We start from the raw sequence: 23,237 nt of genomic DNA on the forward strand, positions 1-23,237 counted from the left end.
GTGGCCCATTCGTAACAAGGCGTCGGCACCCGCCGCGTCCTGATTCACCACCTATTCAGCCCATGCGGGGAACACTCCCCCGTACGGGTGCAGTGTCTCTCCGTGTTGGGCTTTTCTGGAGAGATCCCATGCAACTGAATGCCCTTACCCCGCTGCAACAGCAACTGATCAAACTGCCGATCGTGCTCAGTGCGCGCACCTGGCAGGAAGCCGTTTACACCGAGCATCCCTTTGAGTGGGAGGACTTTGAGCAACGCCTGACTGAGGTCATTAGAGCCAGCTATCGGGCCATTCTCCAACGGCCCGAGGTATCGGTCCTTTGCAGTTACACCTACGACTTTGGCTTCTTTCGCTTGCCACCTAAGCATCTGCAGGATCAGTTTCACTGGCTGGACCTGCGCATGATCGTCGAACGAGAGCATGACACTCCAACGCTGCTACGGATCATGCTCAGGAGCGAAACTAGTCAATCGACTCGGCACACTCAAAGCATGCTCTTTGAACCCGGTCGACTGTTGAAGACCCAAAGTGTCAGTCAGCTCGAGCAACAAGGGCTGCTGGACATAGCCCCGTACCTGGGCCGGCACCTTGCCGGTGACTGGGGCGAGCTGGACGAAGACGACAAACTGAGCAACGAACAGGCGTTGCACAACGGCACCTGGCTGTTCTCGGCCTACGACATTGACGCTGGAGACAACAAAAGGCTCTACATCATCACCGAGGCAGACAGAAGCGCCACTACCGTGCTGCTGCCCTACGAGTACTGACTCATTTCCCCTGCCCCAGCTTGACTGAGGCCCATCAACCGTCTGCTCACCTTCACGGGTGAGTAGACGGTTTCCCCTTGCTGCACGTTGTGAGTCCGAGGTGCTGGTTCAATGGCGGTGCGGCCCTCGCATCCCACGCCATTTACCCGGATGCCTTGATCCGTGAAGACGGCGCAAGACCTCTGACAGCACCGCGGACTTCCTCTGAAACCAGGAGGTCTTCTATGCCCAGCTCCGTAGCAAGAGCGCGCGCTTATGCGTTCTACCGCCAGGAAGGTCGCTGCTATTACTGCGACTACCCCATGTATGTCACCTCGCCCCGAAAATACGCGCAGCTCTATGGCTGCTCGCGCCAGCAGGCCCTGCAGATGCAATGCACGGCCGAGCACCTGGTGGCCAAGTGTGAGGGTGGCTCAAACCGCCCCTCAAACATCGCCGCCGCCTGCAAGGTGTGTAACGTACGTCGGCATCAGGGCAAGGTCGCCCTGCCGCCGCAAGCCTATCGGGAGCTCGTCCAGAGCAAGGTGATGGAAGGCCGCTGGCACCCGTTTCGTCTGATGGGGTCAGTGGTTCAGCCATAGGCAGGACACAGCAACCACCCCATGGTCGTACTCGCGATCATGGGGGGTGTCTTGGCTTAACCGTGAATACGGTGCTCAGTGAACTCATAATCTTCCTGGCAATCGCCGGAAGGGTCTGATGCCACATTCACGAAATGCACCGTGTCGGCATCGATCACCTTGTAGGTGTAGACATCTGGCAAAGGCACGCCATCGGTTCTCAATTCTCTCTTGCCATTGGTAGCAGACCAACGGCCATATTCGGTGTGAATCAGTTGGGTCTGCTGGGCATCCCAGAAAAAGGTGACGGAGAAGCTGCCGTCGGGCTTGAATTCATTGTTCCAAGATAGGAATTGGCATTTACCGTTTTCTGCCCGCTGACCTGTCCATGAACCCATGAAGTAGGGATCGTTGGCCGGCTTGTTGGCGGCGCAGCCACCTAGAGTTGCAGCCAGGACGATAAGGACCAGGGAGAAATTCCGTTTCACGTAATGCTTCCTTCTTAAAATAAATTCTGTGCGTTGCGAACGCCCAGCGTTGACCTTAATTGTAACGGCTTCCGGCAAGGAATAGCTCACCTGGAGAGCTATTCCCAGCCCCCGACAGAGAACGAACCAAAGCTACCTAAAGATCCTGTTCCCCGTGCCGACACTGCAACATCAAAGAATGGATTCAGAGAGGCATACCTGTGCGCGTTTCCCCCCATCTCCTGCTGCTCTGTGGCGTTATTAGCCTGGCAGGCTGTTCGACCAATGCCCGCCTCATCGACCGCGGATTGCAAGCAACGTTGTCCCAGCCCTTGGTGCAGGACAGCATCATGCGCGAAGACGACACCCTGAGCTTCCAGGTGTTGGTCCCGAAGTCCAACAACACAGTGCGCACCACCGCTCAGTTCGAGGCAGCGTGTTCGTCATCGAGACTGTATTTCTTGTATCTCGATGGTGCTCAGCGTGTCTATCCGATGGGCCCAGGTCAATACAGTTCGGCCAGCGCGTTGACCCCGGAGTTACATGCAACGTTGGCCACCAACCCGACATTTATCCAGGCGTGCGCGCAGACGTCGAAGCCTGATTGGCGACGAGTCAAAACCGACGACAAGGGGAACTGGGTGTTGCTTGACCGCAACAGCGTCAGCACGGTCAACGGAGAAACCCGCTTCTGGGGGGCCTTCGACAATCTCGTGGTACTCAACGATTTACCCTACAACGCCCCCTACGCTCAAAAGCGCGAGCACTTTACCGTGTCCTGCACCGCAGGGACCTTCAAGCTGTTGGCCGGCTATGATCTGGATGTGCGCAATCGGGTCAGCGACGGACGAGTCGACGTATCGCCGACTTCCCAGCCTATCGCCGGCGGTAACGCCGACTACCAGGCGTTGTTCGCCCAAGCGTGTGGTAGCGCGCAACAGACCGCTCAGTTGGAACCGTTCAAGCCACGGCATAAAGCGCCGTTGGCTATCACCCTGCAATCCGTCCAGCCTCAGGTTCTAAAGGCTATTGGTCAGCTTAACCTTGGGCAGCCAAGCCACTCGTTGAAATATCTGCGTATACAAGGCACCTCGAACTTCAAGGGTAAAACCAATACGGCGAACGCAGAGAAATTTATCGGCACCGATGGCCCAAGCGGGCAACTGAGCATCACAGAACGTGGAGAGAACTATGAAAGCCAGATGCTGAACTGGCGTGGTCTGATCCCTCTGGTTTCCAAGTCAAGCTTCAACCGAGGCCGTGGCATGGCCACGAGTGGTGCAGCCACCCAGTTGAGCTTCAGCGGCAATTGGGAAAATCTACCCATTGGCGAAACTGTGGGTTACACCGTCAGCAGTACGTCGCTCAACAGCATTGCTGGGGCGTATGTCGATCCCCCAACAACTACACATTGCAAAGTCGAGCGCGAGCTGAGTGCAAGTGAGCTCAATCCCGCTCTTTCGGGTAAAGCTAAGGCATTGACCTGCAGTGCAGAACCTGATGAGTATCAACGGGTAACCCACACCTACTATCTGACTGACTATGGTTATTTTTTCCAGGCCAGCACGGATAAAAACCGCTTTTTCTACAGCGACTATCACATCGATGCGGTGGAGTAGCCGGTTATCGTGATGCAGGACTCAGGGCGGTGTTAGGTGATCAAGGCTTTATCGCATCCGCCTCGGCAGGCTCAACATCAAGCTGCTCCACCAGTCAAAAAAGGTGTCGCCGTCCAATCGCTCGGCAACCTACAACACCCGTTTGTTTGAAAGGAAGCACAATGTTCAAAGGTAATAAGTCTTGGCGCTTTTCGCTCATCATCCTGTTCGCGCTGCTCGGTGGCTGTATTGCCCATTCAAGCTTTGTCCCTGAGGAAAATACGCTTCACCAACAGCGGGTAGAGATTCAAAACCTCTATGTATATTCGTTCCTTGATGCGAGGGCCGACTTCTTCGGTGAAGCTTTTCTGAAGGAGCTCGAGGCACAGATCAATCGCCGCCTCACGGTCGAAGGAGTGAAGTCCGAGTGGTTGTGGTATCAAGCCTCAACGATCGGCTCGACAAGTTCGCTACAGGAGGTCGCCTCTCAAACAGGCAGTACCGTCCAATTGCCCGTGGCAATGACCGTATTGACGAACCTGCGCGCTGAATCCCAAGCAAAAGCGACTCATCGGCTGATTATCTTTCCTCGCAGCGTAGGCCTGTCTGGCGTGCAGATAGCCGAAAGAGCTTACGCGGCGACCATTGCCTGGACATTGACCGACATCAGCACCGGAAAACTCGTGCTACGCGGCCGGTCAGACACTTGGGGCAAGCCGGTACAGGCTGATAGCCAAATTGCGGATCAGGTAGCGCGAGTGGTCAATGATTTCATGGCCGTGCCATTTCCCGCTTCGGGGCAGACCAAACCGTAGTTGAGTGCGGGTAACCGTGCGCAAACAGGGAAAATCGCAATGACCACGAGTGAGAACAAGGCGGAGCTTCGCCGGTTAATGCTTGAAGCGGCTGAAACCGGGCTGAGTATCAACGATATCGAGCCCATGGAAACACGACTCGGGATCGCCCCTCGTCAGCTTGTGAACGAGCTTGCACTCGCGGTGGCGAACGGTTTCAACGCGATGACCCTCGACTTCGATTTCTGTAGCCAGGTCATGAATGGACTGGAAGGCGTTGTGGCTCAACTGGCCGTCGATGGCGAAACGCCAGAACCTGCCCTGTCCATCTACCGGGCTTTCGATGCCGGCGAGTTCAAACGGCTCGACGAGCCGGCAGAGGTCTGCCCTGCTGAGAAATACACGAGGCCGATGATTGAGCGAATCTTGCTTGAACATATCGATGACCGGGGCTGAGCCACGCCATCGTTACGACTCTTATCGCCCGGGTTTGACCAGTGACGCCCCATGAACTGACTCGAGTCCCCTGAGACATCTACTCAATCGACAGTAAGCGCCTCGGATAAAATGACGTCTTCTGCCAACACGTTGAAGGCTAAATTTTCTGACAAAAAAAGAATGCAGAAATGCCTCAGTAGCGGTGGCGCATGGCTCGATACCGAGCGCCATGCCTCAGTCGTACGCTCCAAGAATTCTGACTCTTCAAACTCCGTCAAATCACCCAGTCTCAATGCATCCGGCTTACCAGACAGCTCAAACATTGGGTCCCCTGGGAAAGGTGTCTTCATAAAGCTTCGGGCGCCCTTGAATCTGAGCTCTCGCGTCAAAGAAGGTATTTCTTCCGCCCCATCAGTACCGATATCAGCACCGTCATACTCAATCTCCAGCACGACGTCTGCCCCAACAGATCGAAACGAAACCCGAGACTCCCCATAGCCAGGCAACCACTCATAAGGGTCGAGAATTCGCTTGGGCTTTCCTATTTTCATGCGCTCTACCTTTCGTTTCAGTGCCTGTGGCACTGCGAAAAACAGCATACCGAATCTAGGTGAGCGAGACGGCGAAATGTCCCCCCTACTTGGGTTTATCCGCGCAGTGGCATTTGGAAGCCGCGCAAGGTTCACCATTCGGGTGATGTTCGGCGCACGCCTGGCAACAGTAGTGCTTGCCGTGACGCACGACCGCATGCTCGCCAATCTTGCAGGTGCAGTGCGGACAGGCACAGGTTTGTTCATTCATGATCGGACTCCGGTTGTCGGGTGGTCGCCAAGCGTTGTGATGCAACGCGCATGAACAACTGACTGACGAAATCCATGATCGGCTTCCACCCACGCCTTCGCAATGCTCTTTTGTCATTGCCCTTGAACCATCGAGAGGCTCAGCCGTCGCAAACCTACTCCATCAGCAGAGAGGGGTCACAGCTCAACATCGATATGAGTGTATCGAGCTCTTCTTTAGCGCATTTCCCGGTCCGAAAAAGCTTGTAGCAGTTGAGTTTTGACAACCCACACGCGCATTTCCCATCCTGTGCCAGTGTCTCGCTGACGCCATCAGCCACATGCCTATGTCGCCTGGATCTGCGGGGCTACGGTGCATCTCAATGGCCATGCTCCGTATGTGTATCTGAAGGATGTTCTCACTCGCCTGACGACGCAGCGGGCGAGTGAGATTGCGGAGTTACTGCCGCACAAGTGGCCTCCCGCTTAGCCACGAAGTGTGCAACTGATGGATACTCACCTAGATCCTGGGGAAATAATGCTCCCTGGACTCAGCATCGCTGCATAAATTGCGGACTCCATTACGACGACCAAACTCTTCGCCGGTGCCACTATGTCTTTGACTTCTTCAATTACGCACCCAACAAAGTGAGCTGTAACAGCTGGCCATAACTCGTACGGGACGAAAAATAGCTGTCTTGGTGTGAGCCCTTGATATCGGGCTGGCACAGGCGCATCTCCGATCAGACACATCGTTACAACCGACCAGAGTGACTTTAATAGAAGTTTTGGCTCTACCTGAGGAGGATGGTCTATCACGACGGAGGATACGCCTTCCCATTCACCATCAAGAGACGTGACCACAGAGTTGATGAGTGCGGCAAATGTCGGCAGCTGCTCTATACAAAGGCCACTACGCGTTGCGGCATTTATCGTGACTGGCCATAGTCGCGTGCTGGCCATACAAATGTCAGAAGGTGCAAGGATATCATTCAGAGGGAGTCCTTGGAGGAACTCTCCGGTTCGGAGCGTCACAGTAGATAACTGATGCAGTCCAAGATTGTCCTCTTTCAGGGCATCAACCATAAACCACGACCGCTGCGCGGCGAATCCGGCGAGTAAACCGGAGGCCACCAAGTATGTTTCGGTATCGGGGCTGCCGTTCAATAAAAGTTGTGGTCGAATATGACGCAATAGCTTAACCAGAGCCAAATAGCAGGCATCACACTCAGGCTGACTTTCCCACGGATACAATACGCGCTCCCGCTTGCGTCCTGAGGAAGGGCTTGGGTTGTCAATTATGTCGCTCATGCTGTGGAGTCCTTCAGCACTGGTTATTACGGCAGCATATACGACGTAACAATGCTATGAGCGAAATATCGCCCCCCCCATGATGAGCAGACGACCACGCCCCGGGCAGTCGCAAACCCATAGGGCAAAAGCGGCCGGAGCAACGCGGCTTTCCTCGGTGGTGAACTTCCCTTCAGTGCATCTAAAACCGTGGCCATGCATTGCATCCACGCTCGAGAGCTGCATGATGGCCCCAGAGCAGTGTCTTGCGTTTCCGAGGAGGGCAAGATGACTTCGCCAGGCGGATACGAAAGAAGATACGCAGGAATATCTATAAACGACTGGCGGCCGAACCACCCTCACTGGCATCATTCGGCCACTATTTCGAAGCCAAGAGCCAGGACGCCGTGCGTAATCTAATGGATGATGAACAACTCCGCCTCGCCTGCACGACCCTGCTGGACAGTACGGTGCCACTCAAGGGTAACCAGCATTGGATTGGCGAACTCCTCCACTGGATGCAACGCATCCACAGCATTGCCCACGATGAATTCGTCGGCGCGCGTTTCCAACTCGAACTGTGGAATACTCAAGCCGTATCGGCCACCGGAATGGGCCATGTCGATATATCCCAAGTGGCAGCCAATGCCGAGATCGCCGAACGCCTATGGCAACTGAAGGTCGCCTATGCTGCTAGCTCAAACTCAAATGATCGAGAAGCGCTGATAAGCGATGCCTGGTCCAAGCTTGTTATCAGTGTTGCACCGCTGTGCAAACGCCAGCCCCGACTGAAGATGTACCGGCTATTTGCCTTGCTGTGCCCCGGCGCCTTCACCACCATTGCGCATTTTCGCAAGCTGCGCGAACTGGCCTTACACCTGGGCCTGAAATACTCTGCCGAGCCTCGCTTGGTTTTGCACAGGCTGGTGCTCGAACGCCTTGATCAGGTGCTTGGGCCGGCCCCTGCCCCCCTTACCCGTGAGGGCGCCACCCGACTGACCCTGCCCTGGTTGCTCTATGTGACCCACGTACAGAATCCCGAACTGGAAGCCACCGAAGTTTCCGACCCGGAAAGCCGCGATGAACGCCTCAATCCATTACCTGCCGAGCGCCGTCGGCGCGGCATGGTGGCAATCGGCGGCGGCCTGGCAACGATCCAGGCAATGATCGAGTTTTTGGTTCAGAGCAGCACCCGTGACGACTTCATTGACCACCTACAGTCGATTAGCCCACAGTCCAAACGCTCGACCCTACACACCCAACTTAATGCGCTGATGGCTGAGTGGGGTGTGATTCGCGCCAATGGGGCCAGCCTGCACCTGACCTCGCGCGGCGAAGCCCTGCTGGAGTCCGGCGACCCGGACGAAGTGATCGACTGGATGATCACTCGCATACTGGGCTTCGATTATCTGCTGGCCGCTCTATCCGAAAATCCGCTTAGCCGGCGTGAAGCCCTCCTCACACTCCGTCAGGCCAACCCCAACTGGACATCGGACTTTGCGCCGTCAAGCCTGTTCGGCTGGCTGCGCTCGCTGCAACTGATAGAACTCAATGACAAATGGGTCCGCCTGACTGATCGTGGCGAACAATGGGTCAAACGCATCCACTGGACACCCAAACCGCTCCCCCCTCAGGATGGCACCGATCCTTTGGTCGCCATCACCCAGGCCACGCCTTCTGCTGAATTAGCCGAGCGCCCCAAGCTCAAGGACATCATCCAAGGCTTCGACACACTCTTGCCCTTCCCGCCAGCCTTGATCGGCCAATTGGACGCCGGTCTCTGGAGCCACCCACGCCGACATTTTGCGGTGCTCACCGGTTTGAGCGGTGCGGGAAAAACTCAACTCGCCCGCGGCTATGCCCTAAGCCTGTGGCAAGCTGAGCCAGACCCGTCCGAAGGGCTACTCATCGTTCCGGTGCAACCTGGCTGGCATGACTGTTCGAGCCTGCTCGGCTACGTCAATCCACTGGAGAGCGAGTCCTACGTACGCACCCGCGTATTGGACTTCATCCTCCAAGCAGCCTCTGACCCTACTCGGCCCTACACGCTGGTGCTCGACGAGATGAACTTGTCTCACCCCGAGCAATACCTGGCGCCCTTTCTCTCGGCTATGGAAACCGGGGAGTCTATCGACCTGCACGGCCAGATCGAAGCCATAAACGGAGTGCCCGCCGCCATCGCCTATCCGGCCAACCTAGTGATCATTGGTACCGTCAACATGGACGAGACCACACACGGCCTGAGTGACAAGGTACTGGACCGGGCCTCGGTGATTGAGTTCTGGAACATCGACGTGCAAGCCTACCCCGGTTGGGACCAAGCGGATCTTGAACCTGAACAACTGGCAACCCTGCGTGAACTGATGGATCGGTTGATGAACGTCCTACGCCCGGCCCGCCTGCACTTCGGTTGGCGAACCCTGCACGACATCATTGGATACCTGCAACAAACCCGGCGCGGTGAAGTCATCGACTTCAAGGCGGCTCTGGATCAGGCCATTTACTCCAAGGTCTTACCCAAGCTACGTGGAGAGGACAGCCCACGGCTACAGAAGGTGTTCGAAGGGCTGCATGAAACGCTACACCTGCACGGCCTGGCGAGCTGCACGGACAAGGTGAACGACATGCTGCAGGACCTGCTGCACAGTGGCTCAACGCGGTTCTGGCGGTGATACATGATGCGACTTCATTGCCGCACCGCCAGTGATGCGGCGCCCTTCGAGTTAGTCCCCGGGGCGCTCAGCGCTGGATTCACCGAACAAGGTGAATATTTTATCCAAACGCTACCCGATACCGAGCTGTACATAGACGACGTTCGCCTTGAGACCGTCCTCTATAGCGGCTATCGCGCCTGGCATTGGTTGGTGGGCTATTACGCCGGCGAAGTAGCCGCCGAACTGGTCGACGCCAGTGGCAGCCAGATGGTGACCTACCGCCTGGACGTTTCTCCTCACGCGAGCAAGCTGGGGGGCGATATTTTCGCGGGCATGGTCCAGGACATCGCTGACTTCGATCCGCAGCTACTGTACGGTTCTGAACAGGCCCAGAGCACGATTGGTACCGAAGGCGCACTGTCCAATCCACACCTGCAATACGCTCGACTGCGCCGGTATTGCACACGAATCCTCAGTGCCTATAGCCAAGTTCTGCGCAAGCCGCTAACTAACCTTCGCCGCGAGCGACAGCCTGTCTCAGCCCACCAGATCAAACGCCTGGACGTGACCTCCATACGAAAGGCGCTGGCGTCCCCCAACGGCGTCGCCCTGCTGCACCCCGACGCGACCATCCGCCCAGCGCTCAACGCCGTACGACTGGACGTGGCCACTGCCTATGAGAGCCTGGACAACCCCGCCAACCAGGCCCTCGGCCTGGTACTGCATGAGACTTTGCGTCGCTGCAACAAAGTCATACATTACTTCACCGAACTGGCTGATAAGGAAAAAATCAGTAGCACCCGTTCGCCCTTGGCCCCACGCCTGACCCGCCGTATCCAGTTTCTGAGTCAACTGCGCCAGCGCCTGGAGCGCCTCACCAACGCCCCGCTGTTTCGCCAGCTCAGCCGCAGGCGACTTTCGGCTGCCGGACTCAATGCTATTTCCGCACACCCAGACTACGCACGAGCCTATCGTTTCACTTGGTATGCCCTACGCACGGGCCTGCAAGGTCAGGCGACAGCAGAATCACTCTGGATCAGTCCGACGTGGGAGATCTATGAACGCTGGTGCTACGTAAAAATCCTTGAACAGCTACGTCTGCGCTACTCGCAACTTAGCTGGACACGGCATACACCGTCACAGAAAACTGATCGCCTGTATTGGCGGGGCAGAGACGAGCACCAAGTGATTGAGGTGTGGTTGCAAGCGCGATGCCCAGCGGTCGATCAACCTTGCAGGGAGGGTTTCTCCAGTCTGTCTCGCGAACGCAGCCCTGACATCGTTATCACTCAAACTCGGCAACAGCAGCCTACACGCTTCATTGTCTTGGATGCCAAATACCGGACATCCCGCTCTAACGTCTTGGACGCCATGGGCTCCGCTCACCTGTATCACGACAGCTTGCGATGGAACGGGTGTAAACCAGACGCATCCTTGCTATTAATCCCTCGGGCCGACCAGGTACGTATGCTGCAGGAGCCCGCATTCCACACTGAGCATGGTGTAGGGGTCATTGAACTGGGTAACGAAAACGATGCCCTGGCTTTGGTCGACCGTCTGCAGCATTGGATAGAGGCTCGGCACTGATGCCAACAGCCGAAAGCAGGTAGCGATGCCTAAACAAGGAGTATCGCGATGACCATGAGTGAGAACAAAACGGAGCTTCACCGATTAATGCTTGAAGCGGCTGGAACCGGGCTGAGTTTCAACGATATCGAGCCCATTGGTACCCGGCTACCTGAAAGCCGAGCAAGGAGCACAACTGGACAAGGTGCTGACCGACCGCGGCGGTCATCGGCGCAGCCACTCCATTCCACCTGGTGCGCTGGCGGCAGAACAAGAGGCGTGGATTCGCGCCATGGGCGAGGCGTTGGCCAATCCGGCCTTTCGCGAACTGATTCGCCAGACCGAAGATATTTTCGTCCAGGCGATCATCGATTTCAGTGTGCCGAGCATGGTTTTCGATCACGTGCTACTGACGGGAGACGCCGCCTTCGTACCGCGCCCACACACCGCTGGCAGCACGGCTAAGGCTGCGGCCAATGCCCTGGCGCTGGCCCAGGCCCTGGATGGAAAGACTGACCTGGATGCTGCGCTGAAAGCCTGGCAGCGCCAACAGTTGGTCGAAGGCCGGCGCATGGGCGAATGGGGCGTGCGGATGGGTAACCGGATCATGGGCATCGCCCAATAACCTCTATTTTTGGGAGAAGCGAAATGAGCACTGCGACGCTGCATTACCTGTATGACCCATTCTACGGTTGATGCGATGGCGCGGCTCCCCATGATCAGCCAAGCCGCCAGCACTCCCGGATTGGAGATCCAGGCCCATGGTGCCGGCATCAGGGCAAGGTAGCCCTGGCACCACAAGCCTATTGCGACAACACTTAATCAGCCTCCGCTTGTCACCGGCCCCAGGGTATTGATGCACACCACTTTGGGCTGAGTCATTTCCTCATAGGCGAAGCGCACCCCTTCCCGCCCCAGGCTGCCGTACTTGAATCCACCAAATGGCATGGCATCGAAGCGATAGTCGGAGGAGTCGTTGATCATCACACCGCCTGCTTCGATCCTGCGCGCAGCACTCATGGCCGTTGCCAGATCCTGGGTGAAAATCCCCGCATGCAGGCTGTACTCTGGTTGATTGGCCAGCGCGATAGCCTCATCAAAGACCTCAAATGACTGGAGCACCACGACCGGGGCAAACACCTCGTCGCGCCAGAGCCGGCTTGAGTGATCGACGTTTTCCAATACGGTGGCGGCGTAGCAAGAGCCTTGACGACGATGCCCGCAGAGCAAGGTAGCTCCTTGCGCCAATGCTTCGGTCACCACTTGCTCGGCATTCTGCGCCGCCTGCGGGGTAATCATCGGCCCCATATCGGTACTGGCAAGCATCGGGTCGCCGGCCACCAACGCCTGAGCCTGACTGACGAAACGTTCGCGAAAGACCTCATAGATTGAGGACTGGATCAGCAAACGCTGAGTGCCAATGCAGTTCTGCCCCGCCGCCCAGAACGCACCGGACAGGCAACTCTCGACGGCAGCCTCGAGATCGCAGTCCCCCATGACAATCACGGGAGCGTTGCCACCCAGGTCCATGGCCAATTTTTTCAGGCCCGCCGTGCGGGCAATCCTCTCACCCGTGACGAAGCCACCGGTAAAAGAAATCATCCGCACCTCGCGAGCCGCTACAAGCGCCCGACCCAACTCTGCCCCGCCAGTGGCGACCGTGACCACCGACTCCGGCAGTCCAGCCTCGACCAGATACTTTACCAACCGGATGGCCGACAACGGCGCCAGCTCGGACGGTTTGAGAATCACCGCGTTGCCGCCGGCAATGGCCGGACCGAGTTTATGCGCCACCAGATTCAACGGATCGTTATACGGGGTGATCGCCACAATTAGGCCCAGGGGTTCGCGAGAGAACCAGCCTTGGCGCGATTCAGAGCCCTCATAGGCGTCGAAAGGCAACACCTCGCCGGCATTGCGCCGGGCCTCTTGCGCAGACAGTTTAAGGGTGTTGACGCAACGTTTGACTTCTTTTTCCGCCTGTTTGAAGGTCTTGCCGGCTTCTTCGACGATCAGTCGCGCAAACGCCAGGGCATCGCGTTCAACGTTCACCGCCGCCTGTTCGAGAATACCTGCCCGTCGATGACGCGATAATCCAGCACAGGCTCGTGCGCCGTTGCGCCCCTGCTCCAGCACCCCCGCAACCTGCGACACACAAATATCCGGCACAGTCCCGATGACAGAGCCGTCAAAGGGGTTCAAGACATCGATTTGATTTTCCACTATGGCCAGGGCCAGATTCGATGAATTCACAGGTATTCTCCTAGTTGTGCGTCGCACGCTGATGCAGGCTGATGATGTCCGATAGCAATGCGAACGCTGTTTCCGTGCGTCCAGCCCCCGGCCCCGAAACCGTCACCGTACCGAGCAGATCGGTCGTAAACGACACCGCATTAGTGGCGCCGGAAATTCCGGCCAACGGATGATCGTTATTCAACAGTCGCGGCTCAACACTGGCGCTGACCGAGCCATCGGCATGCCGTGTGGCAGCACCGATGAGCTTCCAGCGTGCGCCGTCCCTGCGGGCACTTTCGATGTCGCCCAGATTGAGTGAGGAAATACCACTGCAACTGACATCGCTGACCGTCAGCTTGGCGTCCAGCAATTCGTTGGCCAGGATCACCACCTTGAGGCGCACGTCATGGCCCTCGACATCCGCCGTCGGATCGGCTTCGGCATAGCCCAGTACCTGAGCCTGGCTGACCGCCTCGGCAAATCCCAGGCCGCCTTCCATGCTGGTGAGAACGAAGTTGGACGTGCCGTTGAGAATCCCCTCGAAGCCCACCATCGAACTGCCTGCCAGCGACTGCTTGGCCAGACGTATCACCGGCGTGCCGCTCATCACCGAACCTTCGTATTCAAAGGCCACGTTATTGCGTCGGGCCAGAGCCTTGAGCTCGGCACCATGGAGGGCAATCGGTCCCTTGTTGGTGGTGACCACATGCTTGCCGCCTTCCAGCGCCCAACGACAGAACGAAGTGGCTGGCTCGCCGTCGACCGGGTTGGTAAACGTCGCCTCAACAACGATGTCAGCACCCGAGTGTTTGATCACCGACTCATTAAAGGCTTCGCTATCCCCTCCCGGCACCTGCGCCAGGGCACCCTTTACCGCCGGCAGGCTGGCCAACAGTCCGGCATCCAGCCCTTTGCGGCCAATCACTGAACCGAGGAACAGGTCGGTGACACCGACGATTTTCAGAGTAAAACCCAATTCTTTTTTCCAGCGTTCATTACACTCGGCAATCAGCTGAGCCAATGCTCGGTTGACGCCACCGAAGCCGACCAGCGCAAGTTTGTATTCAGTCATTGTTATTGCCCTTAATCCAAGTGAGGGGGTGTTGGGCACTAGATTAGGTGGGCGGCCAAGGCAGTAAAATATGCCTATTTGCTCTATTTTATGGGCGTTTTGACCAACGCACGGACAAAGCGTCAGGCATAAAAAAAGCCAACAGACGTTGGCTTTTTTAGCGCAGTAAAGAGGCTAGACCACAGACGATAAAACGAATGAGGTCACGGTGTTTTCCACCCCAGCCAGGGCAGAGATTTCATGCCAGACCTTATGCACGCGCTCCGGAGTCGCCGCGCCTACCCGTAGCATCAGATCGAACTCGCCGCTCATGACATCACACTGGATGACTTCCGGTATTGCACGCAGGGCCTGCAGCACGTCCGCACCTCGCATACGGTCGTAGCGATAGACGAAAATCACCGCATTGATGTTCGATGACGCCTGCCGCCCCTCTCCCGTGCGCACTGTATAACCCTGTATCGCGCCATCACGCTCCAGGCGCTCGATACGCTGACGCACGGCATTGCGTGACAGATTGACCTTGGCCGCCAACTCGGCGTGCGCGGCTCGAGCATTGACCCGAAGTTCAGCGATGATGCGCTCATCGAGAGGGTCCAGAATTCGCTTCACCTGACCTCCTGGTACGGTGTCTTCACAAGTTACCGAGCAGTTGATAAAGGGTGTCGAGGTCATCGTGCTCAATCCGGTAGAGCTGTTCCGGCCCGGGCTCCACGAGCGGCCGGTGATGCAAGGGCACACTGATCCCCAGCTCGCCCAGCAGCGCTGTCGACTTGGCGGGCGATATCTCGCCCAGGGTGACCATCGGCGCCACCAGGCTTCGGCGGTACAACCTGGCCGCAAGGACGCCAGTAGCCGTATGTGGATCAATCACATAACCCGTGTCACGATACAGCGAGGTGATTTCCTCAAGCGTCTGCTCATCACTGACCGCGTAGGAGTCGATGATCATCCGCGCCTGCAGCCAGCATTCGTTGGAGAGGGTCATTTCACCGCTGGATTCAAACGCTGTCATCAGAGCCCTCACCGCCTGATCGTCATGCTCATAAAGCTCCCAGAGAAAACGTTCCAGGTTGGAAAAGATCGACAGATCCATAGCCGGCGACAGGGTTCTGTTGGCTCGCACCTTCGAGTAGTGGTTCTTCAGGAACAACTGATGCAACGCGTCATTCTGATTGGTCACAACGATCATCTGGGTGATCGGCAGACCCATCTTCTGCGCAATGTAACCGGCATAGACCTCGGCAAAACTCGCCGCCGGCACGCTGAATCCGATCGGACGCTGCCCCCCGCCTAGCTGCAGAACAGCGTGGAAATAAAACACCAGTTGCGCCAGTACACTGACCCAGTTGCTGGAGTTGAAACTGATCACCTCGCGCTCTGCGCACGGCCACTGCCGCAACAGCCGAGAGATGAGTGTCTGGCAGTCGTCGAAGCTGCCATTGACCACTACTTTATGAACCCTGGGGTGCGCCACTGCTTGCAAATGCTGGAGCTGATCCATCGGCACGCCCGCCTGCGGGTAAAGCACCACCACGTCCGCTTCCTCGCAGTGTTTGAATGCCTCGATCGCGGCCAGCCCGGTATCGCCATTAGTAGCGCCGAGCACAACCCCACGCCGTCCACGTTTGCGCAGAAAGTAGTGCACTAACTGTGCCTGCAACTGGGCAGCAAAATCCTTCGAAGAACGCGTCGGTCCATGGAACAGTTCCAGCACCCATTCATTGCGGTCGACCTGATGCAAAGGCGCCAAGGAGCGATGGCTGAAGTGGGTGCCCGCCTCCTTGAGCAGGCGCTTGAAGTCTGCCTCGGGAATCGCCTCGCCAACAAACGGGCTCATGACCCGATAGGCCAGTTCGTCATAGGGCAAGGTCGACCAGTTGGCGATGTCCTGCGGTTCGAACAGCGGCAGCTCGAGGGGTACGAACAACCCGCCGTCCTCGGCCGTTCCGGATAACACGACCTGTTCAAAATTAACCTGCACGGTCGAATTTCGTGTGCTCACATAGCGCATGGTTGGCTCCGTACCTCATTTGAAACGATGTGCCTGCTCGACCAGCCAGGTGGAAAACATGACAGCGTCGGGATGCTGGTCGGCCTCGGAACCGCGGACCAGGTAAAACGACTCGCTGGCTTCGATGCGCTGGGCGAAGGGTTCAACCAGTCGCCCGTCTGCCAGCATCTCGTCGACCATCGAAGACCGGGCCAGAGCAATGCCCTGCCCCAATTCGGCCATACGCAAGGTGGATATCAACGTGTCGAACTGCAGGCCGGTCGAAGAATCAACAGCGTGCGCTCCGACCCTGTTGAGCCAGTAACCCCAGCCCTCTTCGTAGCCCAAGACGTGCAGCAACGGGTGGTGAGCCACGTCCGCCGGCACCTTCAGGGGTGAACTCTCCATCAGAGCGGGCGAACAGACCGGAAACAAGGTGTCCCAGGTCAGGCGCTGCGACACCAGGCCAGGCCATTGACCGTGCCCCCAACGAATCTCCATGTCGTCCTCACCGTCGAGCTCCTTGACCCATATATTGCTGATATAGCGGATGTCGACATGCGGATGGGCCTGGCGAAAATCCACCAGCTTGGGCGCCAGCCAGTGCACAAAAAACGACAGGCTGCCGCGTACCTTGATCGGCCGGCGCTTGTGCTGACCAAAGATCTCGTTAGTGCCCACCGCCAACCGGGTGATCGCATCCTGCACCACCGGCAGATAGGCCTGGCCTTCCTCCGTAAGCCCCAAGCCTCGGGGCAAACGCTTGAACAGCGCCACCCCCAGGTGACTTTCCAGTTGGCGGATCTGCTGGCTGACCGCGCCCTGAGTCAAACACAGCTCTTCAGCGGCGTGAGTAAAGTTCAAGCAACGGGCAGACACCTCGAATGCTCTCAGCCAGTTCAACGGAGGTAATGTCTTTTGCTTCATGGCCTGGACCTCACTGACACCTTCCGCACCGAGCACGCTTGCCCTCCCCGTCAGCGATGCCTAGAACGCATCAGACGGTTGTGCCAAAGGAGCAAGCGACAAGCGGCGCTCGCGACTTTTGCGGGTAATGTAATACACGAAGTAGCACCAGGCGATGAATGGCACCCCGAAGTACAGCGCCACACGCTGCTCAGGGTCGAAGGCAATCCCGACACAGGAGAGGCTGCAGCAGACCAACGCCCCCAGAGGTACCCACGGGTAGCCCCGCACACGGAACTTGAGGTCGCGGACATCACCGCCGTTGGCCACAAAATGGCGGCGGAAGGCGATCTGGCTGGCGGCAATGCTCATCCATACCACCACCACTGCCAACCCGGAAATCGACACCAGTGCCAGGTAAATGGTGTCGGCGGCAAACACGCTGCTGAGCAACGAGGCCGCACCACCGACCATGCTCAACACAATCGCATTCAACGGTGTGCCCATGCGGGTCAGGGCTGAAAACTGCTTGGGCAGGTGACCCTGGTCGCTCAAGGTCCAGAGCATCCGCGAAGCGGCGTACAACCCCGAGTTGGCGGCGGACAGCAAGGCACTGATGATCACGAAGTTCATGATGTCAGCGGAGTATGGAATCCCGATATAGGTGAACACCGTGACGAACGGGCTCTCCACCAACCCGGCCTGCTCCCGGGGCAGCAAGGTCGCCAGAACGAAGATGGTACCGACAAAGAAGATAGCCAGGCGCAGCACCGTGGTGCGAATAGCTCGCGGCACGTTGCGTTGCGGGTCCTTGGTCTCACCGGCGGCGATACCGATCAGCTCGGTACCCGAGAAGGCAAAGGAGACGGCCAGCAAGGTCATGGCAATCGACATGAAACCGGTGGGGAACAAGCCCTCACGGGTGAAGTTGCCCAGGCCGATGCTATGAGCCTGATCAATGTGCAGCAGCCCAAGAATCGCCCCGCCGCCGATCACCAGGAACATCACCACTGTCACCACCTTGACCAGGGATAACCAGAACTCGGTCTCGGCGAACAAACGGACCGAGATCACGTTACTTAGAAACACCACACCCGCGAACAGCGCACTCCAGATCCACACCGGAGTGTGCGGGAACCATCGCGCCATCAGGATACCGGCGGCGGTGAACTCCGACCCGATGGCCACTGCCCAGGTCAGCCAGTACAGCCAGGCCACCGTGTAGCCGGTCCCAGGGCCGAGAAAACGTGTGGCATAGGTGCTGAACGAGCCGGTTTCCGGCATCTGTACCGCCAGTTCCCCAAGGCACATCATGACCATGTAAACCATCAGCGCGCCGATGATATAGGCGATGACCGCTCCTAACGGACCGGCCTGGTTGACCGTGTACCCGGACGTTAGGAACAGCCCGGTCCCAATAACGCCCCCCAATGCCAACATGACAATATGGCGGGTCTGCATTTCCTGTTTAAAACCGGCACGCGTATCGAGTTGTTGTTCTTTTATGGACATGGTTATTCTCATGAAAGTGGTGAGGGCACGTATTAACGTCTGCGATTAATAGCTGGGCAGAGTAAAAACAAATTGCCACTACGTTTTATTATTATTGCTCTTCATGAAGGCCTCATAGACCGCCGGGTCATGAGGTATTAACGCGGTTACTTCAGCTTGCGGCCTCAGTGCAAGATGCATGGATTGAGAGGGGGGTGTGTTTTTGTGTCTTTTCACTCCGTGAATGCCTGACAAAGGCAAATGCCTGCTTCAGATCGTCAAGCAGATCATCGGTGTCTTCGATGCCGACCGAGACCCGCACCAGCCCTTCGGAAATACCCAGGGCTAAACGTTCTTCCAAGGTGTTCTCCACATGGCTGGTGGTCCTGGCCGGACCGTAGAGGGTTTCCACCGAGCCCAGATTTCCCGCGCAGTGGGCAAATCTCAGGCGTGGCAATAGGACCTTGACCGTGGCCATGCCACCGACCAGGACAAAACTGACGATGGCGCCAAAACCGCGCATCTGCGCACACGCCACCGCGTGGTTGGGGTGGTCGGGCAAGCCGGGATAGTTCACCGACTCCACCAGCGGCTCGCTGCTCAGGAACTCGGCCAGGCAACGCGCACTGTGTTGCTGCTGACGTATGCGCAGTGCCAGGGTTTTCATGCCGCGGATGATCAAGTAGGCCGAGAAGGGATCGAGCGCCGCACCGTTGATTTCCCGGTAATGACGCACCTTGTCCATCAAGGATTCAGCGCCGCACACCAGCCCGCCAAGCACATCACCATGACCGCTGAGGAACTTGGTCGCACTGTGCACGACCACGTCCACGCCCAATGCCAGGGGGGTCTGATTCAGCGGTGTGGCAAAGGTGTTGTCCGCCACCACCAAAGCCCCGACGCGCTTGGCTGCACTCACCAAACGTTGGATATCGAGTATTTTCAGGGTCGGGTTGGTCGGCGTTTCCAGATAGAGCAACTGGCAGCCCTTGGCAACCTCACGCTCGATCTCCTCGTGATCGAAGGTCTCGCATAAGGTCACCTCCACGCCCATGCGCGGCAGAAATTCTTCGAAAATCTTGTTGGTGCCGCCATAGCTGTCCTTGGTGGACACCACCCGATTGCCGTGGCTGAGGAAGGTATAAAGCACACTGCTGATTGCCGCCATGCCGCTGCTGAAAGCTACAGCGGATGCAGCTTTTTCCAACTCGCAGATTTTGGCTTCGAGGATCTCAACGGTCGGGTTGCTCATGCGGCTGTAGATAAAGCCTGGGGCTTTGCCCAGCGCAACGTCGTACCAATTGTCGATGTCGTCGTAACCGTAAGCGGCGCTGACCACAATCGGGGTTTGCGTGGCATTGTAAGGGTGCCTGACTTGCTCCCCACCCCAGACCGCACGGGTCCCCATACCGGCGTTATCAAGCCCTGCGCTATCAGTTTTATTGTTCATTGAGACTTCTCGCACTGAGGGGGTGAATGTTGATTTACTCACCGGATCTGGCGGCCAATATATTCAAAACCCGTACGCCCGAGAAACGATGTTATCGGTGCCAAAGGGCTGCTTTTTTTAATGGCAGTCTTTATAAAAAACCTTACTCACGATCCAGTTTTCTTAATGTGATCGGTCACCCGGGCATTGCGGCGTTCAATGCCTTTGCCAACGGGTCTGCTTGTAGGTGTGCCTGAGCCGGTTGCCCCTTCGGTGTCGTCTACGAGCTGTCTGGAGTACCAGGTCGTTGGGGTCTGCTATTGGCTGCGATGTCCCTCCTTCGGCTGTAATATCAGGACGTCGGCCAAGGTCCGGCATTACGTACCCGATGCCGAGGTCTCCAGCTATCCCTCAACGGGCGAGAATCCCAAGCGAGAGGGACAGACCTTCCTCGGTTGCACCGGCCCCCAGATACGTTTTTCCCGTCTTTGCATCGCCTTTTACGAAACGGAGTTCCCCCTCATGACTCGGATGTCAGTGTTTCACCCTTCCTCAGCCGCTCCCTGGGTGATCCTCCTCACAGCCCTGTCGAGCCCCTTCACCTTCGCAGCACCTCCCAGTTTCAGCAGCTCCGGCAGTGTGATCGATCAGGTCAGGTGCTCACTTTGCGTGGCATTTTTGTGGTTTGTATTTAGTATGCTGTTCCAACTGCAACACAAAGGTGCCCCCATATGCTGGGCCAGGTAATGAAACCGGAGAAAATACTGTGAGGCTCGACAAGCTGCGCCTGCAGAACTATCGCTGCTTTGGAGCGTTCGAGATCGACTTCGATCCGCATCTGACCATATTGATTGCCTCTAATGGTGGCGGTAAAACCACCATTCTGGATGCGGCTCGGGTTGCGCTATGGCCTTTCATCAAAGCGTTCGACGTGGGCAGCCAAGCCGGTAACTCAGCCACGATCCAGATTGAGGATGTGCGACTCGCGCAGTTCAGCAGTGGCAACATGGAGTCTCAGGTCCCCTGTACGATCGAAGCCTGGGGGGCTTGGTCGGACAGTGCTCATCAGGAACACTGGCTACAGCAGCGCATCAGCTTGAAAAAGTCCACAAACACCCTGGGTGACGCAGGTGTCAAGGCCCTAAACACACACGGCAAAAGGCTTCAAGAGCAGGTGCGCAGCGACGCGCCGGTGACACTGCCGATGGTGACCTACCTGGGAACCTCCCGACTCTGGTACGAGGGGCGTTTCACTTCCACAGCTGCTCAAACGACACTCGACAAGAGCGAATACTCCAGAACATCCGGGTACCTGAACTGCCTGGCCTACTCGTCCAGTTTCAAGACTTTCACCGCCTGGTACGGATGGATATATCGCAGCTACCGTGAAGCCCAGTTGATTGGGTTGGAGCGCAACACTCGGTTGTCCGACACCGGGCAGCGTTTTGAGCAAATCATCACCGCCATCAAGGGCGCCATTGATCAGTTGCTCAAGGCCTCCACTGGCTGGCACAGCCTGGAGTACAGCGCCAGCCATCAACAGCAACTGGTCATGCACCACCCTGAGCAAGGGGTGTTGCCTGTAGACATGCTCAGCGATGGACTGCGCAACACCATTTCCATGGTTGCCGATCTGGCTTTTCGTGCCTGCAAACTCAACCCCCATCTCGGGGAACGAGCACCTCAGGAAACCCCAGGCATCGCATTGATCGATGAAGTCGACATGTTTCTGCATCCCCACTGGCAGCAGACAATCATCGGGTCATTGCGAACAGCTTTTCCCGCCATGCAATTCATCGTCACGACGCATAGCCCGCAAGTACTCAGCACCGTGCGTCGTGAAAATATCCGAGTCATCGGTAAAGATGCCGAAGGCCAGTTCATGGCGTCCCAGCCACTTGCCATGACCTACGGCGAGCCGAGCAATAGCGTGCTCCACAGCGTGATGCAAGTTGATCCGCAACCACCGGTGGATGAAAAGCAGGACCTGCTGAAACTCACGGAGTGGGTGGACAAAGGCCGCTATGACGAGGGGCCGGCAGTTGCATTGCTGCACAAGCTGACGAGGGAATTGGGTGAGCAGCACCCTCAGCTTCAGCGCCTGCAACGCAGCATCAGACGGCAAAAGGCATTGAAAGGATGAGGGTGATTCGAAAGCTTGTAGAAATTCCGCCCCTGTTGATCCAGGCACACGCCAACCCGCCAACAACCCCTGATACAGCCTCCAGCCGGTGGAAAAGTTTTCGCAGAAATAAGAAGCCGGTTCTGGACGCCCTGCTGATTGAGCAGTACGGGTTGTGTTGCTACAGTGAAATTCGCCCGGATCGGTTGGGCTTGGGTTTCCACATCGAACACGTCGAGAACAAAAGCCAGCACCCCCAGCGCACCTTCGACTACAGCAACCTGGCGGCCAGTGCCCTGGATAGCGAAAGCGATTTACAAATACTCACTACTCAAGGCACTGAAGCATTCGGTGGCCACGCACTCGGCAAGTCAAAAGGCGTCAATTTGACCCTTTTTGTATCGTGTCATCAGGCAGACTGCTCGCGCTTCTTCGCCTACCTGTCCGATGGTCGTGTGGTACCGGCTGACGGGCTGTCCCCTCAGGATGAGGACCGTGCTCGCTACACCATCAACCTGCTCAATCTCAACAGCCCCTATCTTCAAGATTTACGTCAGCGCTGGTGGGAAGAGCTGGAAACACTTATCGACGAACACCTTGAGGACGACATGGACCTGCATTGTCTGGCGGGTGTTGACCTCATCCCAATCGGTCAAGACCTGAGCCCGTTTTTCAGTATCACGCGCAATCTTTTCGGGCGCATCGCCGAGGAGGTCCTTGAGCAGGACGCTCCTGATTTGCGATGACCAGGATGAATGTACTGTTTATCTGCGGTAAAAATCGGCTCCGTAGTCCGACCGCCGAGCATGTGTTTGCGTCCTGGCCGGGCGTAGAAACGGCATCGGCCGGTGTTGGCAATGACGCTGATGTCCTTGTGGATGGCGAGCTTCTGGAATGGGCCGATCTTATATTTGTCATGGAGCCCGTCCATCGCAGAAAACTCGCAGCCCGATTCCGCTCTGAGCTGGCCAGCAAACGTGTGATCTGTCTCGACATCCCGGATGACTTTGACTACATGGCGCCTGAGCTGATCGAGCTGTTGCAGGCCAGGGTGCGTCGGTTTCTACCCGCTTGAT

At 57.2% G+C, this 23,237-nt stretch carries 22 protein-coding genes and 2 pseudogenes; 13 read left to right on the forward strand and 11 right to left on the reverse strand.

The annotated features are described in order from the left end of the window. Window positions 1-128: 128 nt before the first annotated feature. Complete coding sequence (locus M5C71_RS03780; RefSeq protein ID WP_152740739.1) at window positions 129-767, forward strand: hypothetical protein; 639 nt, start codon at window positions 129-131, stop codon at window positions 765-767. Between the two features lie 224 nt (window positions 768-991). Beyond that, window positions 992-1,348: an HNH endonuclease signature motif containing protein gene (locus M5C71_RS03785; RefSeq protein WP_248767234.1), complete on the forward strand. Its 357-nt coding sequence runs from the start codon at window positions 992-994 to the stop codon at window positions 1,346-1,348. A gap of 56 nt (window positions 1,349-1,404) precedes the next feature. Here the strand turns inward: M5C71_RS03785 and M5C71_RS03790 are convergent, their stop codons facing one another. Then, window positions 1,405-1,815: a hypothetical protein gene (locus tag M5C71_RS03790; RefSeq protein ID WP_248767235.1), complete on the reverse strand. Its 411-nt coding sequence runs from the start codon at window positions 1,813-1,815 to the stop codon at window positions 1,405-1,407. Window positions 1,816-2,144: 329 nt separating this feature from the next. Between M5C71_RS03790 and M5C71_RS03795 the strand changes: the two genes are divergently transcribed. From M5C71_RS03795 to M5C71_RS03805, 3 genes are all read left to right on the forward strand, one after another. Beyond that, a complete protein-coding gene (locus M5C71_RS03795; protein ID WP_248767236.1) occupies window positions 2,145-3,413 on the forward strand; it encodes a hypothetical protein in 1,269 nt (422 codons plus the stop codon). 161 nt (window positions 3,414-3,574) lie between these two features. Then, window positions 3,575-4,207, forward strand: coding sequence for a hypothetical protein (locus M5C71_RS03800; protein WP_248767237.1), 633 nt, complete (start codon window positions 3,575-3,577; stop codon window positions 4,205-4,207). A gap of 39 nt (window positions 4,208-4,246) precedes the next feature. After that, window positions 4,247-4,642, forward strand: coding sequence for a hypothetical protein (locus M5C71_RS03805; protein WP_248767238.1), 396 nt, complete (start codon window positions 4,247-4,249; stop codon window positions 4,640-4,642). An 83-nt stretch (window positions 4,643-4,725) separates the two neighbouring features. Here the strand turns inward: M5C71_RS03805 and M5C71_RS03810 are convergent, their stop codons facing one another. Then, entirely contained in the window at window positions 4,726-5,223 is a 498-nt protein-coding gene (locus M5C71_RS03810) for a hypothetical protein (RefSeq protein WP_248767239.1), read from the reverse strand. Window positions 5,224-5,260: 37 nt separating this feature from the next. After that, a complete protein-coding gene (locus M5C71_RS03815) occupies window positions 5,261-5,425 on the reverse strand; it encodes a metallothionein (protein ID WP_248767240.1) in 165 nt (54 codons plus the stop codon). A 357-nt stretch (window positions 5,426-5,782) separates the two neighbouring features. On the opposite strand from M5C71_RS03815, the pseudogene M5C71_RS03820 reads away from it, so the two are divergent. After that, window positions 5,783-5,893, forward strand: a pseudogene (locus tag M5C71_RS03820) (transposase domain-containing protein); the annotation flags it as partial. A 26-nt stretch (window positions 5,894-5,919) separates the two neighbouring features. Here the strand turns inward: M5C71_RS03820 and M5C71_RS03825 are convergent. Further along, window positions 5,920-6,714, reverse strand: a complete 795-nt coding sequence (locus M5C71_RS03825) for a hypothetical protein (RefSeq protein WP_248767241.1) — start codon at window positions 6,712-6,714, stop codon at window positions 5,920-5,922. Between the two features lie 398 nt (window positions 6,715-7,112). Here M5C71_RS03825 and M5C71_RS03830 point away from each other — a divergent pair, with 398 nt between their 5' ends. The 3 genes from M5C71_RS03830 to M5C71_RS03840 all read left to right on the forward strand — a co-directional run bounded on the left by M5C71_RS03830 (window position 7,113) and on the right by M5C71_RS03840 (window position 11,538). Next, complete coding sequence (locus M5C71_RS03830; protein ID WP_248767242.1) at window positions 7,113-9,365, forward strand: hypothetical protein; 2,253 nt, start codon at window positions 7,113-7,115, stop codon at window positions 9,363-9,365. Window positions 9,366-9,368: 3 nt separating this feature from the next. Further along, the gene (locus tag M5C71_RS03835) at window positions 9,369-10,934 is read left to right on the forward strand and encodes a DUF2357 domain-containing protein (protein ID WP_248767243.1); all 1,566 of its coding nucleotides are present in this window, start codon (window positions 9,369-9,371) and stop codon (window positions 10,932-10,934) included. Between the two features lie 136 nt (window positions 10,935-11,070). Then, window positions 11,071-11,538 (forward strand): hypothetical protein, encoded by a 468-nt coding sequence (locus M5C71_RS03840; RefSeq protein ID WP_248767244.1) that lies wholly within the window; start codon window positions 11,071-11,073, stop codon window positions 11,536-11,538. 197 nt (window positions 11,539-11,735) lie between these two features. On the opposite strand, the gene M5C71_RS03845 is transcribed toward M5C71_RS03840, so the two are convergent. The 7 genes from M5C71_RS03845 to M5C71_RS03875 all read right to left on the reverse strand — a co-directional run bounded on the left by M5C71_RS03845 (window position 11,736) and on the right by M5C71_RS03875 (window position 20,060). Beyond that, window positions 11,736-13,166, reverse strand: a complete 1,431-nt coding sequence (locus M5C71_RS03845) for an aldehyde dehydrogenase family protein (protein ID WP_248767245.1) — start codon at window positions 13,164-13,166, stop codon at window positions 11,736-11,738. Window positions 13,167-13,176: 10 nt separating this feature from the next. Then, window positions 13,177-14,220, reverse strand: coding sequence for a homoserine dehydrogenase (locus tag M5C71_RS03850; RefSeq protein ID WP_248767246.1), 1,044 nt, complete (start codon window positions 14,218-14,220; stop codon window positions 13,177-13,179). 174 nt (window positions 14,221-14,394) lie between these two features. Continuing rightward, window positions 14,395-14,832, reverse strand: coding sequence for an Lrp/AsnC family transcriptional regulator (locus M5C71_RS03855; RefSeq protein WP_248767247.1), 438 nt, complete (start codon window positions 14,830-14,832; stop codon window positions 14,395-14,397). Window positions 14,833-14,854: 22 nt separating this feature from the next. Next, window positions 14,855-16,234: a threonine synthase gene (thrC, locus tag M5C71_RS03860; RefSeq protein ID WP_248767248.1), complete on the reverse strand. Its 1,380-nt coding sequence runs from the start codon at window positions 16,232-16,234 to the stop codon at window positions 14,855-14,857. Window positions 16,235-16,249: 15 nt separating this feature from the next. Beyond that, on the reverse strand, window positions 16,250-17,140 hold the full coding sequence (locus M5C71_RS03865) for a LysR substrate-binding domain-containing protein (protein WP_248767482.1): 891 nt from the start codon (window positions 17,138-17,140) through the stop codon (window positions 16,250-16,252). Between the two features lie 60 nt (window positions 17,141-17,200). Beyond that, a complete protein-coding gene (locus M5C71_RS03870; RefSeq protein ID WP_248767249.1) occupies window positions 17,201-18,631 on the reverse strand; it encodes an amino acid permease in 1,431 nt (476 codons plus the stop codon). Between the two features lie 151 nt (window positions 18,632-18,782). Beyond that, on the reverse strand, window positions 18,783-20,060 hold the full coding sequence (locus tag M5C71_RS03875; RefSeq protein ID WP_248767250.1) for a cystathionine gamma-synthase family protein: 1,278 nt from the start codon (window positions 20,058-20,060) through the stop codon (window positions 18,783-18,785). A 198-nt stretch (window positions 20,061-20,258) separates the two neighbouring features. On the opposite strand from M5C71_RS03875, the pseudogene M5C71_RS03880 reads away from it, so the two are divergent. From M5C71_RS03880 to M5C71_RS03895, 4 genes and pseudogenes are all read left to right on the forward strand, one after another. Beyond that, window positions 20,259-20,468: pseudogene (locus M5C71_RS03880) on the forward strand (hypothetical protein); the annotation flags it as partial. A 337-nt stretch (window positions 20,469-20,805) separates the two neighbouring features. Beyond that, window positions 20,806-22,182 carry an AAA family ATPase gene (locus M5C71_RS03885; protein WP_349294008.1) on the forward strand — a complete coding sequence of 459 codons (1,377 nt, stop codon included), beginning with the start codon at window positions 20,806-20,808 and terminating at the stop codon, window positions 22,180-22,182. Beyond that, the gene (locus M5C71_RS03890) at window positions 22,179-22,907 is read left to right on the forward strand and encodes a retron system putative HNH endonuclease (protein WP_248767251.1); all 729 of its coding nucleotides are present in this window, start codon (window positions 22,179-22,181) and stop codon (window positions 22,905-22,907) included. The genes M5C71_RS03885 and M5C71_RS03890 overlap by 4 nt, the downstream gene beginning before the upstream one ends. Before the next feature lie 5 nt (window positions 22,908-22,912). Next, on the forward strand, window positions 22,913-23,236 hold the full coding sequence (locus tag M5C71_RS03895) for a low molecular weight protein tyrosine phosphatase family protein (RefSeq protein ID WP_248767252.1): 324 nt from the start codon (window positions 22,913-22,915) through the stop codon (window positions 23,234-23,236). The last annotated feature ends 1 nt before the right edge of the window (window position 23,237 follow it).

This window comes from Pseudomonas sp. MWU12-2345, assembly GCF_023242385.1.
In the GTDB taxonomy this organism is placed as follows: domain Bacteria; phylum Pseudomonadota; class Gammaproteobacteria; order Pseudomonadales; family Pseudomonadaceae; genus Aquipseudomonas; species Aquipseudomonas gingeri_D.